The following is a 14,894-nucleotide window of genomic DNA, read 5'->3' as shown; positions in this document are numbered from 1 at the left end:
CGTTGGGTTCTAGTTGCGGCGTAGCAGCCGGCCGCCGAGCTGGTTCACGAGCAACCCGAGCAGCACGATCGCGGCGCCCACCCACTGAATCGTGAGCAGGTGTTCGTCGAACGCCCATGCGGCTGCGGTCAGGCCAACCACCGGCACCAATAACGAAAACGGCGCCACGCGCGCGGCGGCATGGCGCATTAGCAGACGCGTCCATAGCGAATACGCGAGGATGGTCGCGAGCAGCGCCAGATACAGCGCCGACAGGAATGCCGGCCAACCGATGTTCACCACGGATGACCACGCCACATCTGCGCCGTCCATTGCGACGGCGGCGAGTACGAACGGCACGATCGGCGCAGCGCTGCTCCAGATGATGAACGACACGGGGTCATAGCCCGGCGCTGCGCGGCTGGCGATACGCACGATCAGATTGGACGAGGCCCACATGAAGGCCGCGCACAGCGTAAGGACGAAGCCGATCATCGTCATCGCCGCTGGGCCCTGGCCACTCGCCGAAGCGATCACGGCAAGCCCGGTGGCGGCCACGATCAGTCCCAGCCAGTGATGCGCGCGTGCCGGCTCGCGCAACAGCCCCGCCGCCAACATCAATGTGAAAAACGCTTGCGTTTGAATCACCAGCGACGCCATCCCGGCCGGCATGCCCAAGTGGATCGCCGTAAACAAAAACCCGAACTGCCCCACCCCTTGCGCCAGCCCGTACACCACCACCAGCCGCCACGGCACGCTGGGCCGTTTGACGAACAGCATGAACGGCAAGCTCGCCAAGGCGAATCGCAACGCCCCCAGCATCATCGGACTCAAGGTTTGCAGGCCGATCTTCATCACCACGAAGTTCATGCCCCAGACGAGCACGACAACCAGCGCGCACAGATAATCGCGAGCGGTAAAAGGGTGTGAAGCGTTCATGACAAGATGGCCTGAAAAGAAAAACAGCGTCCCGCCACGCAGGAGAAAACGGCGTACCGACCCACAGGTAACAACAGCGTCCAGACCCGAAGTGTGCAGGGTGCGACATGACGAATGCCCGGCAGTATGCGCGCACCGCGCCGAGAACACTTCGTCACTTAGCTAAATGTGAATGCGAGCTGCGCAAAGTGATGCAGGCGGACGCCGCTCCCACGGGCGAACGCCTCTCGCACCGACCTCGCACCGACATCGCATCGACCTCACATCGACCTCGCCCGAACTAGCCCGAACGAGTCCGCAGGCGCCGACGCTTGCCACCGATCACGCCCAAGCTCGCCACCGATCGCGCCCCATTGTTGCCCCAATCAGGCATGATGGCTTGTCAACGCCGTCTCTCAAAGCATGGACGCCGCGCCACCTCATCAAGGACATCATGCCCGCCTGGACACGCAACGATATGCCCTCCCAAGCCGGGCAACGCGCCATCATTACCGGCGCCACTGGCGGCCTGGGTTTCGAGACCGCGCTCGCGTTGGCGCAAGCGGGCAGTGCAGTGGTACTGGCCGCGCGCGATCCCGCCAAGGGCGCCGATGCGTTGGGGCGACTGCGCGCAGCCTGTCCCGGCGCCGACGTTCACTTTGCGCGGCTCGACCTCGCCAGTCTCGCCTCGGTTCGCGCCTTCGCTCAAACCGAGATCGATCGGGGTCGGCCGTTGGATCTCTTGATCAACAACGCCGGCGTGATGGCGCTCCCCACGCGTCGGGTCACCGAAGACGGTTTCGAGATGCAGATGGGCACGAACTATCTTGGCCACGTTGCACTCACCGCTGCCTTGCTACCCGCCTTGCGCGCAGCGCCGGCGCCACGTGTCGTCTCCTTGAGCAGCCTGGCGCACCGCGGCGCACACATCAAGGAGCGCGATCTGCAGGCGGCCAAGCGCTACACCCCTTGGGGGGCATATGGGCAGTCCAAGCTTGCGATGCTGATGTTTGCGCTCACGCTGGAACGCCAAAGCGCCGCGCACGGGTGGGGGATCGCCAGCAATGCCGCCCACCCCGGCCTGGCGACCACCGACCTTTTCACCAGCGGACCGGGCCGCCGAGGAATCGGCAACCGGCTGATGCAGCGTGCACTGCCTTTTTTCGGCCACAATGCGGCCAGCGGCGTGCTCCCGGTGTTGTATGCCGCGACCGCCCCTGAAGCGGCCGGGGGTGGCGGTTACTACGGGCCGGCGGGGTGGTTCGAAATCAAGGGGCCGCCCGCCAAAGCCCGCGTGGCGTCGGCGGCAGCCGACACCGCCGCAGGCGCGCGCCTGTGGCGTCAGGCTACCGCGCTCACCGGCGCAATCTGGCCGGATTGAACGGCAGCAGGCCGCCGGCGCCACGATTCAAGTGTGTACGTCATATCAACCGCTATACTGAACCGATCGCGGATGCCGGCGCTTACTCATTGCCATGCCGAAAAATAAAACTTCTCCTGCGTCCAACACACCGGACTACCAATTTTCCGAACAGGTCGGGCATCTATTGCGGCGCGCGTATCAGCGCCATGTAGCACTGTTTCAGCAAACGATTCCCGACTCGCAACTCACCGCCGCGCAATTCGTGGCGCTCTGCGCCGTGCGCGACAACGGCGCCTCGTCGTTGAGCGACATCGTGCGCGTCACAGCTATCGACCAGGCCACGGTTCGCGGCGTGATCGAACGGTTGAAGTCGCGCGCGCTGCTCGCGGTGTCGCATGACCCCGCCGACCGCCGTAAAGTGCTGGTGACGCTCACGCCGGCCGGACGTTGCGTGATCGACGACGTCGTGCCGTTTGCTCACGACATCACCGAAGCCACGTTCGGCAATCTGAACCCCGCCGAGCGCGTCGCCATCGTTTACCTGCTGCGAAAGATGAGCGGCGCGGACGATCTGGCCGCCTCGCGTCACGACGGCGACACTGGCGAAGACGCGTAATTCCAACCTAGGGAAAACACTGAGCGAATAGAGTGTAAACGCTCTTTTCACCACTCAATTCCCGAAGGTATCCGGCCCACACCTGCGCACACCCCCGGTATTGCAGATCATCAGTAAGCCACTGATTTAACGCTGTTTAGGGTATTCCCCAACCCCATTTAGGCGGCATGGCGCATCGCACCACACACCCACGGGTTGCCCCTATTCCCATCGATAAATTGAGTGTGTACACTTTATCGAAAATCAGCTTCGCACTTAGCCGGGCGACCGGTCGTGGTGACATGCAACAACGTCCAAGGGGAATACATGAACGGCCGCATTCGCTTCACCCTATTGCTGTCCGCCGTCGTCGCAGCAATGCCGCTGTCGAGCGCGACAGCACAAAATGCCACGATCAAGATCGGCGAGATCAACAGCTACAAAGCGCAGCCTGCGTTTCTGGGCCCTTACCGCAAAGGCATGCAACTGGCGCTGGACGAAGTCAACGAAGCCGGTGGCGTCAATGGCAAGAAGCTCGAGCTCATCATCCGCGACGACAATGCCACGCCTGGCGATGCCGTGCGCGCGGCCGAAGAGCTGATCTCGCGCGAACGCGTGGATATGCTGACGGGCTCGTTCCTGTCGCATATCGGCCTGGCGCTCACGGATTACGCCAAGGAAAAGAAAGTCTTCTTTCTGGCGAGCGAGCCGCTCACCGACAAGATCACCTGGGAAAACGGCAACCGCTATACGTTCCGCCTGCGCACCTCGACCTACATGCAGGTCGCGATGCTCGTGCCCGAAGCCCTGAAGATGAAGAAGAAGCGTTGGGCCATCGTGTATCCCAACTACGAATACGGTCAATCCGCCGTATCGACCTTCAAGACATTGATGAAGGCCGCCCAGCCCGACGTCGAGTTCGTCTCCGAGCAAGCCTCGCCACTGGGTAAAGTGGATGCGGGCAGCGTGGTCCAGGCGCTGGAAGACAGCAAGCCCGACGCCATCTTCAATGTGCTTTTTGCCGCGGACGTGACCAAGTTCGTGCGCGAAGGCAGCACCCGTGGCCTCTTCAAGGATCGCCCGGTGGTGAGCGTGCTCACCGGGGAGCCGGAATACCTCGACACCTTCCGTGACGAAGTCCCCGAAGGCTGGGTCGTCACCGGCTACCCGTGGCAAACCATCGAAACGCCCGAACACCAGGCGTTCCTGAAAAGCTACCAGGCCGCGTTCAAAGAGTATCCGCGCCTGGGCTCGGTGGTCGGCTACAGCGCCATCAAATCGCTGGCAGAAGGCATCAAACGCGCCGGCTCCACGGATACCGAAGCGATGATCAAAGCCTTCCAGGGGCTGAAGTTGACCATTCCGTTCGGGCCCATCGAGTATCGTGCGCTGGACCATCAATCCACGATGGGCGCCTACGTCGGCAAGTTGGGCTTGAAAGACGGCAAGGGCGTGATGGTCGACTATCGTTACGTACCCGGCAACGAAGCGCTGCCCTCCGACGACGTCGTGCGTTCGCTGCGCAAAGCCGACTGACCCCGCGATCGGGCTGCCGCAACTGCGGCAGCCCGACGACTCATTACGGATTCCGAGGTTATGGATCTGACAGGATTTCTCGCGCAGTTGCTCAACGGCCTGGCCGAAGCATCGTCGCTGTTTCTCGTGGCCGCGGGCCTCTCGCTGATCTTCGGCGTCACGCGCATCGTCAACTTCGCACACGGCTCGCTCTACATGCTGGGGCTGTACGTCGCCTACACGTTGATCGAACGTTTCGGCTCGACCGGTCTGGGCTTCTGGGGAGGCGTCATCGCGGCCTCTTTGGTGGTAGGTGCCGTGGGTGCGGCCATCGAGATCGTGCTGCTGCGGCGCATCTACCGCGCGCCTGAGCTCTTTCAGTTGCTGGCCACCTTTGCCCTGGTGCTGGTGATCAACGATGCCGCCTTGTGGTTGTGGGGCGCCGAAGATCTGCTGGGCCGCCGCGCGCCCGGCCTCACCGGCGCCATCGATCTGCTCGGCCGCCAGTATCCCGTCTACAACCTCGTGCTGATCGCGCTCGGGCCCCTGGTGCTCGCGCTGCTGTGGCTGCTGCTGACCCGCACCCGCTGGGGCACGCTGGTGCGCGCCGCCACACAAGACCGCGAAATGCTGGGTGCATTGGGCATCAATCAAGCGTGGCTTTTTACCGGCGTCTTTGCGTTGGGCGCCATGCTCGCGGGCCTGGGCGGCGCCGTGCAACTGCCGCGCGAACCGGCCAGCCTCGGCCTGGATCTGCGCGTGATCGGCGATGCCTTCGTGGTAGTGGTGGTGGGCGGCATGGGCTCCATTCCGGGCGCCTACGTGGCCGCACTCATCATTGCCGAGATCAAGGCCATCTGCATCGGGCTGGGCAATGTGTCGATGTTCGGCATGACGGTGTCCTTCTCCAAGCTCACCCTCGTCGTCGAGTTCGTCTTCATGGCGCTGGTACTGGTGTTTCGTCCGTGGGGCTTGTTCGGACGCCCGCAACCCGTGAGCCGCAACTCCGCACCGGTCGAAGCGCCGATCCGCAAATCGTCGCCGCTCTTCAAGGCATTCGGTGTGGCAGTGCTGCTGGTGCTGATCGTGCTGCCGCAGTTGTCCACCTGGTTTCCGTACGCCTCGGTGCTCACGCTGGACATCATGATCGCGGCGCTCTTCGCCGTCAGCCTGCACTTCATCATGGGCCCCGGCGGCATGCACTCCTTCGGCCATGCCGCGTACTTCGGCCTGGGCGCATACGGCGCCGCGCTCCTGCTCAAGGCGGCCGCGTTGCCCATGCTCGCCACATTGGTGCTGGGCCCGCTGGTCGCGGCCGTGGGCGCGCTGATCTTCGGCTGGTTTTGCGTGCGGCTCTCGGGCGTGTATCTGGCGATGCTCACGCTGGCGTTCTCGCAGATCGTCTGGTCCATCGTCTTCCAGTGGGACGACTTCACCGGCGGCTCCAACGGCATCATCGGCGTATGGCCGGCGCAGTTCCTGTCGGGCAACGCGTTCTACTACCTCACGCTGGCCGTGGTGGCCTTCGCCGTGGTGGCGCTGCGCCGCATCCTCTTCTCGCCCTTCGGCTTTGCGCTGCGCGCCGGACGCGACTCGGCCTTGCGGGCCGACGCCGTCGGTATCGACGTCAAACGGGTGCAATGGATGGCCTTCGTCGTTGCCGGCTTGTTTGCAGGCTTGGCCGGCGCGCTCTTCACATTTTCCAAGGGCAGCATTTCGCCCGACGCCATGGCCGTCACCAAGTCGGTCGACGGATTGGTGATGGTGCTCTTGGGCGGCATCCAAACGTTGGTCGGCCCGCTGGTGGGCGCTGCCACCTTCAACCTGCTGCAAGACACCATCATGCGCAGCACCGAATATTGGCGCGCGCTCTTCGGCGGCATCATTCTGCTGCTGGTATTGGTATTTCCGCAAGGCATCGCCGGCTTCTGCCAGCAGATTGCCGAACGCATCGGCCTGCGTCGCAGTACGCCTGCTCGCCGCCACGCCGCCCTGGGCGCGGCCCCCGCCACCCCCGCCGGCGTCGAGGAGAACCGGGTATGAGCTTGCTCGAAGTACGTCACATCAACAAAGCCTTTGGCGGCGTCAAGGCCGTCAATGACGTGAGCTTCGATCTGGCCGCCGGCGAATTGCTGGCGCTGATCGGGCCCAACGGTGCCGGCAAGTCCACCACGTTCAACATGGTGGGCGGCCAGTTGCCGCCTACTTCCGGCTCGATCAAGCTCGATGGCCGCGAGCTGACGGGCATGCGCCCGCGCGACATCGCCAAGCTGGGCGTGGGCCGCACGTTTCAGATCGCCGCCACCTTCGCGTCGCTGACCGTGGCCGAGAACATTCAGATGGCGCTGCTCGCGCATCACGGCAAGGTGTATTCGCTGTGGACGCCGGCCTCATCGCAGTACCGCAAGGAAGCCTTGGCGCTTCTGGAACAGGTGGGCATGCGCGAGCAGGCCGAACGACCTTGCAGCGAACTGGCCTACGGCGACGTCAAACGCGTCGAACTCGCCATGGGGCTGGCCAACGATCCCAAGCTCTTGCTGATGGACGAGCCCACGGCCGGCATGGCGCCGCAGGAACGCAATGCGTTGATGGCCTTGACCAAGCAGCTCGTGGTCGACCGCAACATGGCCGTGCTGTTTACCGAGCACAGCATGGACGTGGTCTTCGCCTATGCCGACCGCATGATCGTGCTGGCGCGTGGCGAACTCATCGCCGAGGGCACCGGCCCCGATATTCGCAATCATCCAAAGGTGCAGGAAGTGTATTTCGGTACGGGCAAAACATTTGAAAAGACGCGTGCCGCCGAGGTGCCGGCATGAGCGCGGCCATCGATTCCAACGCGCCGCTGCTGCGCGTGGAAGGCCTGGACGCGGGCTACGGCGCAGCGCATATCCTGTTCGATGTCGCACTCGAAGTGAAGCGCGGCGAAGTGGTCGCGTTGATGGGCCGCAACGGCGCCGGCAAGTCCACCACCATCAAGGCGATCATGGGCCTGCTGCCTGCATGGAAAGGCCAGGTGCATTTCATGGGGCAGAACGTGACGGGACGCCAGCCCTTCGAGATCGCGCGCATGGGCCTGGGGTTCGTGCCGGAAGACCGTCGCGTCTTCACGGATCTCACCGTGACGGAAAACCTCGAAGTGGGCCGGCAGCCGCCACGCAAATGGGCCGACGGCACAAATGCCCCCAATTGGGAACCGGCCGCGCTCTACACCTTGTTTCCCAATCTTGGCGCCATGCAGGATCGCCCGGGCGGCCAGATGAGCGGCGGCGAACAGCAAATGCTCACGGTCGCCCGCACGCTGATGGGCAATCCTTATCTTGTGTTGCTCGATGAGCCGTCGGAAGGTGTGGCACCCGTGATCGTCGAACAGATGGCGCACATGATTCTGGCACTGAAGGCACAAGGCGCGAGCATTCTACTGTCCGAGCAGAATGTGCACTTTGCCGAACTCGTATCCGACCGCGCGTATGTGCTTGAGAAAGGTCAGATCCGTTACAGCGGCACGATGCAATCGTTGGCGGATGACGAGGCCGTGCGGCGGGCATACCTGACGGTGTGACCGATCAATCTCCGTGCTGGGCGCGAAGGGCACCGACGCGGGCCTGGGTATCGGTCCACACCGGCTTCTCTGGCGCATAGCGGTGGCGCATGTAATCGACGAGCGCCGCCACCTGCTTATCGTTGAAGCTGTCGCCGAACGCCGGCATGTAGCCCAATGCGGGGTTGGCCGGGTGCTCGATACCCTGCAGGATGACTTGAATCAGGTTATCGGGCCGCGCGCTGTGCACATTGCTGTTCAACGCCAACGCCGGCTTCGCGCCATACACCGTGGCACCATCGTCATGGCATGCCGCGCAGGCCCCGCGAAAGAGCGCTTCGCCTTGAGCGTCGAAAACGCGCGCGCCGGTTGCGGCGAGCGTTGCCGTTGCCGTTGCCGTTGCCGTTGCCGTCAATGATGATGATGATGTCGACGCTGCTTCGGCCGCCGCTGCTGCGCCTGCCGCAGCCGTTGACGTCGCGCTGACGCCTTCCGGTGGTTGCGCCTGCACCGACAGCGACGTGAGATAAACCGCCATCGCCCGAATGTCGCTATCCGACAACTGCGACAACCCATGAATCACGGGCGCCATCGGGCCTGCCGCCACGCCATGGCGTGCCGAAAAACCCGTGCGCAGATAATCGAACAGATCGCCTTCGGTCCATGCCAGTGGCGCAGCCGATGTGCCATTCAGCGCCGGCGCATCCCAACCGTCCGCATTGCCGCCGCCCAGGAAAGCCGCGCCTGTGCGCTCGGCGCCCAACGGATTGCGCGCCGTGTGGCAAGCCCCGCAATGTCCAGCGCCTTGCACGAGATAAGCACCGCGATTCCACAGCGTGGAGCGGTCAGGATCGGGGGTATACATCGCATCGCGATGGAAGAGCGCATTCCAGCCGGCCATCAGGCCACGCAGATTGAACGGAAACGCGAGCTGCGTTTCCGGCGGCCGCGACACGACCGGCGGCTGCGTCATCATGTAGGCATAAAGCGACTGCATGTCCGCTTCCGTCAACTTCGCGAACGAGGTGTACGGAAACGCAGGATAAAGATGGCGGCCGTCGCGATGGATGCCCTGCCGCATGGCGCGATCGAAGGCTGCAAACGACCAGGCACCGATGCCCGTTTCAGGGTCCGGCGTGATGTTGGTCGTGTACACGGTGCCGAAAGGCGTATCCAGCGCCAGACCGCCTGCGTTAGGCGCGCCGCCGGGCACCGTGTGGCACACCACGCAATCGCCAGCAGCCGCCACCAGCCGCCCACGCTCGAGTGCCGCCACCGAATACAAGCTTAGATCGGGTGCCGCCACCGGCGCAATGGCTGCGCGCCACGGCAAGGCCGCAACCACCAAGCCCGCTGCGGCGGCCGCAATCCCACCCATCCACGTGTAGGCTCGCCGACGCGAACCGCGATCGGTACGCTGCGCACGATCGGTCGGCACGTTGGACCCCGCATCGCCGCGCAGCAAGCCCTGCGTACGCGCATCGCCAAACGGCGCGTCGCGCAAGCGCACGCCGGTGGCTGCAAACACGGCATTCGCCACCGCGGCCGCCGCCGGCAAGGCAGCGTGCGCATGCCAATCCACCGCACCCGGCGGCGTGGCCGCCCGCCCCGTGGCCACATCGGCACGCGCCCCACCGCCGCTGCTCACCACATCGATCGTGGGTAAGAAATCGGTGGCCGGCGGCGCGTCTGTGCGCCAGGTGTCGAAGGCATCGGGCGCCTCGAGCAAGTGATGCGTCGTGGCGCGCACCGCCATCTCGATGGCGGCCGTGTCGACATCAGGATCTGCACCTCGTGCATCGTCACGAGATTGCTCGGCATCGTGGCCCACGACGACGCGCGTCACCGCGATCCGGCCATCCTGCGGATCCACCGCCACATCCGCCACCCATGCCGACCAGGTACGCACGGGGGGGTATTGCGTGTCGTCCCACGCACACGCATAGGCGATGCCGCGTCCAGTGGCAGCGACGGTGTCCGCCGTATCGGCACTGGACATCGTATTGTCGGTCGCCGACGTCGTGGCGCAAGACGGCCTGGTTGCGCTCGACTTGATATCTGCATCGAACATTGTACTCGCGGCAGACGGCGTCCATGCGGCAGCAAGGGCCACACGCGCCAGCAAGTCGGCCCCCCGCGGATCCTGCAGCCGCGCCAGGCGAAACGCCAAGGGGTCCTCGCCCGCCCGATGCGCCGCCTCGTCAATGAAGGATTCTTGCGCAAACACAACCGGCAGATAGGCCTGCGTCCCTGTCGCCTCCGGTGTCCCGAGCGCCAGGTTTTTCGGCCAGTGCACACGCGCGTCACCCAGCGCATATGCTGGCGACAGCACTGCGACGTCACCACGAGCGGCAATCCCGTTGTCGTCCTGCAGCGTGGCAGCTCCGCCCATCAACAGACGTGCAATCGATGGCCGGCGGCCGAGATAGCGCGATGGCGCGACGCTGTAGTGTCCTGCGTCGTGCGGTTCCGTTATTACTGCAGACAACCCAATGACGGTATCGCATGCAGCCAATGTCGCACGATCCAACGCAGCCTGCGTCGCGATCTCCGAGGCGGCGGTCGCGCCGAATGCGGGCGACCGTTGCACCCCGTCGTCGTGCGCATCGGCACTTACGCGCACCGGCCCGGCCACCGCACGCGACAATAATGCTGCATCGGCGGCAACGTCCATATCGTTCATCGAAGGCACGGCACCGGTCGCCACGATAAGAATCGCCGTTGCCGGCATCTCCAGCAACGCGGCAAGCTCGGCGCGCAACGGCGCCGGCGCATCGGTTGCCGACCAGACGGTAATGCCGTCGCCATGCCACCAGGCAACCGCACAGGCTTGCGTTTTCACTGCCTCGGCCATCGGCCATCGATACGTTGCCGACAGCGCCAAGACCCCGCCGCGGTCTCCTGACGTCTCTTGCGCAGCGGCGGACGCTTTTCCATCCGCATTGGCGCGCACATCAGGTCTCGAGTTGGCGGCGTCGCTCGTGCGGGACGACGGCCGTTGCCACCGCCACGTTGCCTGGTCTACGGCCGCATGCGCCTCTCGCGCTGTGGCGGCTACGATCCCCACAAAAGTGCCAATCACGATCAGCCGCGCTCGGCTACCTAAGCTGGGATCAGGGTGGCCTTCAGCATCCGCACGCGCAGCCGTCGCGGGGTCGATATCGCGGTGAAGAAACGTCGGCCCGGTGTATCGCTCGCCGTTCCATGTCATCTCGGGAGGCCGCACCACCATGCCCACGGCCGCGTCGGAAGGCGGCCGATCCGTCACCGCATCCGGTGCGGAGATGTCCAACGCATGGCGCGGCGTGCGGGCCTCCGGCGGCGACGTCATCGGTGGCGATCGCCTTCGGCGTCTCGCCAGTACTGCACCGCCAATCGCACGGCCGCCAGAATCTCGATGTGGGTACCACAGCGGCACAAGGTGTACTTGAGCGCGTCGCGAATCTCGCGCTCGGTGGGTTCGGGATTGCGCCGCAACAGGGCTTCGGTCGTCATGATCATGCCGTTGAGGCAATAACCGCACTGCGCAGCTTGGGCGTCGATGAAGGCACGCTGCACAGGGCCGGGCGCATCTGCGGTTCCCAAGCCTTCGAGCGTGGTGACGGCGCGGCCGTGCAGCCCGGCGATCGGCATGACGCAGGACCGCGCCGCCTGCCCATCGATCAACACCGTACAGGCGCCGCACTCACCCAATCCACAGCCGAACTTGGGACCGTTGAGCGCCAGATCGTTACGCAACACATACAGCAAGCGAGCCTCGGGCGCGGCCGGGACGGCATGCTCGGCGCCGTTGACACGCAACATCACGCCAGCCCGTGCGATCGGCGCAGGCGAAGACGCGGCGGACATCGCGGGTGGCATCGGCGTCGGATTCAGACGGCAGCGGGCGTTTTCGCGGCCGCGTCCAGTAGCGGCACCTCGAAAACGTCGTAGCCGAAGCACCAGTCGGGATTCTCATTGGTGCGCAACCAGGTGTTGTCATGCGACACGCGCTGCACGCGGCTTGCACGCACCGTGCGATTTTGCTCATACACCGCAAAAGCCTGCGCGTGATCGGTCATGCCCACCTCTTCGAATACCCGCGTGAGCATGGCGGCGTCTTCGATCGCCATCGCGGCGCCTTGCGCCATGTGCGGCTTCATCGGATGGCAGGCATCGCCCAGCAAGACGATGCGGCCACGGCTCCACAACGGCAGCGGGTCGCGTTCGAGCAAGGGCCACTTCGATACTTCGGGCGTGGCCTCGATCAACGCCTGCACGGTGGGGTGCCAGCCAGCGAACGCCTCCCGCATGGCCTCCTGGCTGCTGGGTACCCAGCTCTTGGTCATGTCCCACTGCGCTTCGGGCACGCCCGTGACGTAATAGATCTCGTCGCGTTTTTCGGTCACGTAATAGACCATCATGTGACGATCGTCCGACCACCACTTCACGCACATATCGAATGGCAGCGTACCGCTGTCCAACGGCGTCGGAAACACGGCACGGTGCCCGACGAAGCCGGTGTATTTGGGCGGCTCGGCGCCCAGCAGGTGCTCGCGCAAGCGCGAATTCACCCCATCGGCGCCGATCACGATATCGGCCACCTCGGACGTGCCGTCTTCGAACGTCAGCAACACATCGGCGCCGCGGTCATCGACCGACGCCAGCTTTTTGTTGAACGTGAGCACACCTGCAGGCAACGCCGCCGTCATCAGCGCATGGAAATCGCCACGATGCACCGTGAGGTAGCTGGCACCGTAGTGCGACAGCGCATAGTCGCCTAGCGGAATCTTGGCGAGCTCCTCGCCCGTTTGCCAATGGCGGCTGTACCAGAAGTCGGGATGTGAGCCGCTCGCGTTGAGTGCGTCTTCGATCCCGATGCGCCGCATGATCTTCATCACATTGGGGCCGAGGTGGATACCGGCGCCAAGACGCGAGAAGGCGGGCGCCTGCTCATAGAGCCTGACGTTGAAACCGGCACGGGCCATCAGCGCGGCAGCCGCCGTTCCACCCAAGCCGGCGCCGACAATTGCGATTCTCGGTTTGCCTTGCACGATGTATCTCCTGGAGTCGCGCGGAAAATCGCGCTCAAAATGCGTTGATAAAAAGTGTACACACTCAATTTTTGAGTGTAAACAGGGTTTTCCCCTGACGACTCTCCAACGCGTCGGCGCGCTCTAAAAATCTGATCATCCGCCGCAAACATCGCTTCATATTCATTGTTTTATAGGGTTTTCCCGTAAATTCCAGTCGCGCACACAGGCAGGGAAAACAGCCATTGTCAGCCGCCGGCTTAACTGCAAGAATAGAGCGTACACATTCATTATTGCCGTCGACCGCCAATACTTCTGGCGATCCCGTGCGCCAAAGACAGCAGGAGTCGCGTCGTGCAGAAGTCCTATCGCATCGGGCAGATCGTGCCCAGTTCCAACACCACCATGGAAACGGAAGTGCCTGCCATGCTGCTGGCGCGCCAGCAGATCCGGCCCGAACGCTTCACGTTCCATTCCAGCCGCATGCGTATGAAAACGGTCGCCAAGGAAGAGCTGGCGGCCATGGATGCCGAGTCCGACCGGTGCGCGCTCGAGCTCAGCGATGCGCGCGTGGATGTGCTCGGATACGCGTGCCTTGTCGCCATCATGGCCATGGGCCATGGCTACCACCGTGTCTCGCAAAAGCGGCTGGGCGAGCGCACGGCAGAAAACGGCGCGGCGGCACCGGTGATCACCAGTGCAGGTGCTCTGGTCGATGCGTTGCACATCATGGGTGCCAAGCGCATCGCGCTGGTCGCCCCTTACATGAAACCGCTCACGCAACTGGTGGTGGATTACATCGCCCACGAAGGATTCGAGGTCGTGCATTGGCACGCGCTCGAAATCCCGAACAATCTCGACGTTGGCCGCCACGATCCCGCGAAGCTCCCGGGCATCGTCGCCGGCATGCAAACCAGCGACGTCGATGTGATCGTGTTGTCGGCATGTGTGCAGATGCCATCGCTGTCCGCGATAGCCAAGGTTGAAGCGCAAACCGGCAAACCCGTGCTTACGGCCGCTGTGGCCACCACCTACGCCATCCTGAAGGCGCTCGACCTCGAACCCATCGTTCCCGGTGCAGGCGCCCTGCTCTCGGGCGCCTACTGATACTCAACCGGAACCGCCATGACCCGCTCGTTCTTGTACGGCGCCAACGTGCGCGCCAACGACATCCGCCAGCACTATCTGCGTTACGGCGGCACCGACGGCGCTCGCGCGCAACGCGATGCCATCATCATCATCCCGGGCATCACCAGCCCGGCCGTGACCTGGGGCTTCGTCGGCGAGCGCTTCGGCCAAAGCTTCGACACCTATGTGCTCGACGTGCGCGGTCGCGGGCTCTCCGAAGCGTCCGATTCGCTCGACTACGGCCTCGATGCGCAAGCCGCCGACGTCATCGCCTTCGCGCAAGCATTGGGCTTGCAGCGCTATGCGCTTGTCGGTCACTCGATGGGCGGGCGCATCGCCATCCGTGCCGCGCGCAGTGCGCCCGCCGGGCTTACCCGCCTGGTCGCCGTCGATCCACCCGTATCCGGTCCGGGCCGCCGCGCCTATCCGTCGAAGTTGCCGTGGTACGTCGATTCGATCCGCCTGTCGCAACGCGGCATCACGCTGGCCGAAATGCGCGAGTTCTGCCCCACCTGGACCGACGCGCAAGTGCGCTTGCGGGCCGAGTGGCTGCACACTTGCGACGAGCGCGCGATCGTCACGAGCTTCGATGCCTTTCACACCGACGATATCCATGCCGACCTGCCTGCGGTCGCGCAACCGCTGATGCTGATGGTGGCCGGACGGGGTGACGTGATCCGTCCTGAGGATGTGGAAGAAATCAAGACCTTGGCGCCGCATACACAAGTCAGTCACGTGCCCGATGCGGGTCACATGATTCCATGGGATGACGAAGCCGGGTTCTACGCTGCGTTCGGCGATTTTCTTGGCGCCCCTGTCTAACCGATGATGCCGATCACACCG

12 protein-coding genes are annotated in these 14,894 nt (G+C 64.1%); 8 read left to right on the top strand and 4 right to left on the bottom strand.

Annotated elements, in window-relative coordinates; genetic code table 11:
• Nucleotides 1-9 precede the first annotated feature (9 nt).
• The gene (locus tag EYW45_RS03710) at nucleotides 10-918 is read right to left on the bottom strand and encodes an EamA family transporter (RefSeq protein WP_161134031.1); all 909 of its coding nucleotides are present in this window, start codon (nucleotides 916-918) and stop codon (nucleotides 10-12) included.
• 379 nt (nucleotides 919-1,297) lie between these two features.
• On the opposite strand from EYW45_RS03710, the gene EYW45_RS03705 reads away from it, so the two are divergent.
• The 6 genes from EYW45_RS03705 to EYW45_RS03680 all read left to right on the top strand — a co-directional run bounded on the left by EYW45_RS03705 (nucleotide 1,298) and on the right by EYW45_RS03680 (nucleotide 7,932).
• Nucleotides 1,298-2,278: an SDR family oxidoreductase gene (locus tag EYW45_RS03705; RefSeq protein ID WP_235938825.1), complete on the top strand. Its 981-nt coding sequence runs from the start codon at nucleotides 1,298-1,300 to the stop codon at nucleotides 2,276-2,278.
• Nucleotides 2,279-2,372: 94 nt separating this feature from the next.
• Nucleotides 2,373-2,876 (top strand): MarR family winged helix-turn-helix transcriptional regulator, encoded by a 504-nt coding sequence (locus tag EYW45_RS03700; protein ID WP_161134030.1) that lies wholly within the window; start codon nucleotides 2,373-2,375, stop codon nucleotides 2,874-2,876.
• Nucleotides 2,877-3,182: 306 nt separating this feature from the next.
• Nucleotides 3,183-4,391, top strand: coding sequence for an ABC transporter substrate-binding protein (locus EYW45_RS03695; protein WP_161134029.1), 1,209 nt, complete (start codon nucleotides 3,183-3,185; stop codon nucleotides 4,389-4,391).
• A gap of 60 nt (nucleotides 4,392-4,451) precedes the next feature.
• Nucleotides 4,452-6,413: an ABC transporter permease gene (locus EYW45_RS03690; RefSeq protein ID WP_161134028.1), complete on the top strand. Its 1,962-nt coding sequence runs from the start codon at nucleotides 4,452-4,454 to the stop codon at nucleotides 6,411-6,413.
• On the top strand, nucleotides 6,410-7,189 hold the full coding sequence (locus EYW45_RS03685; protein WP_161134027.1) for an ABC transporter ATP-binding protein: 780 nt from the start codon (nucleotides 6,410-6,412) through the stop codon (nucleotides 7,187-7,189). The genes EYW45_RS03690 and EYW45_RS03685 overlap by 4 nt, the downstream gene beginning before the upstream one ends.
• On the top strand, nucleotides 7,186-7,932 hold the full coding sequence (locus EYW45_RS03680; protein WP_202444574.1) for an ABC transporter ATP-binding protein: 747 nt from the start codon (nucleotides 7,186-7,188) through the stop codon (nucleotides 7,930-7,932). Before EYW45_RS03685 ends, EYW45_RS03680 begins: the two co-directional genes overlap by 4 nt.
• A 4-nt stretch (nucleotides 7,933-7,936) precedes the next feature.
• On the opposite strand, the gene EYW45_RS03675 is transcribed toward EYW45_RS03680, so the two are convergent.
• Genes EYW45_RS03675 through EYW45_RS03665 form a run of 3 tightly spaced genes read right to left on the bottom strand, consistent with a single transcriptional unit; the run spans nucleotide 7,937 to nucleotide 12,944 of the window.
• A complete protein-coding gene (locus EYW45_RS03675) occupies nucleotides 7,937-11,242 on the bottom strand; it encodes a c-type cytochrome (RefSeq protein WP_235938823.1) in 3,306 nt (1,101 codons plus the stop codon).
• A complete protein-coding gene (locus EYW45_RS03670; protein WP_161134026.1) occupies nucleotides 11,239-11,760 on the bottom strand; it encodes a (2Fe-2S)-binding protein in 522 nt (173 codons plus the stop codon). Before EYW45_RS03670 ends, EYW45_RS03675 begins: the two co-directional genes overlap by 4 nt.
• A 23-nt stretch (nucleotides 11,761-11,783) precedes the next feature.
• Entirely contained in the window at nucleotides 11,784-12,944 is a 1,161-nt protein-coding gene (locus tag EYW45_RS03665; protein ID WP_161134025.1) for an FAD-dependent monooxygenase, read from the bottom strand.
• A gap of 333 nt (nucleotides 12,945-13,277) precedes the next feature.
• On the opposite strand from EYW45_RS03665, the gene EYW45_RS03660 reads away from it, so the two are divergent.
• Both EYW45_RS03660 and EYW45_RS03655 read left to right on the top strand, forming a co-directional pair.
• A complete protein-coding gene (locus EYW45_RS03660) occupies nucleotides 13,278-14,030 on the top strand; it encodes a maleate cis-trans isomerase family protein (protein WP_161134024.1) in 753 nt (250 codons plus the stop codon).
• Nucleotides 14,031-14,048: 18 nt separating this feature from the next.
• Nucleotides 14,049-14,873 (top strand): alpha/beta fold hydrolase, encoded by an 825-nt coding sequence (locus EYW45_RS03655; protein ID WP_161134023.1) that lies wholly within the window; start codon nucleotides 14,049-14,051, stop codon nucleotides 14,871-14,873.
• Nucleotides 14,874-14,894 lie beyond the last annotated feature (21 nt).

Source organism: Schauerella aestuarii (assembly GCF_009866805.1).
Lineage (GTDB): Bacteria > Pseudomonadota > Gammaproteobacteria > Burkholderiales > Burkholderiaceae_B > Schauerella > Schauerella aestuarii.
Note: the sequence above shows the minus strand (reverse complement) of the source record. Positions and strands in the feature narration are given on the sequence as shown.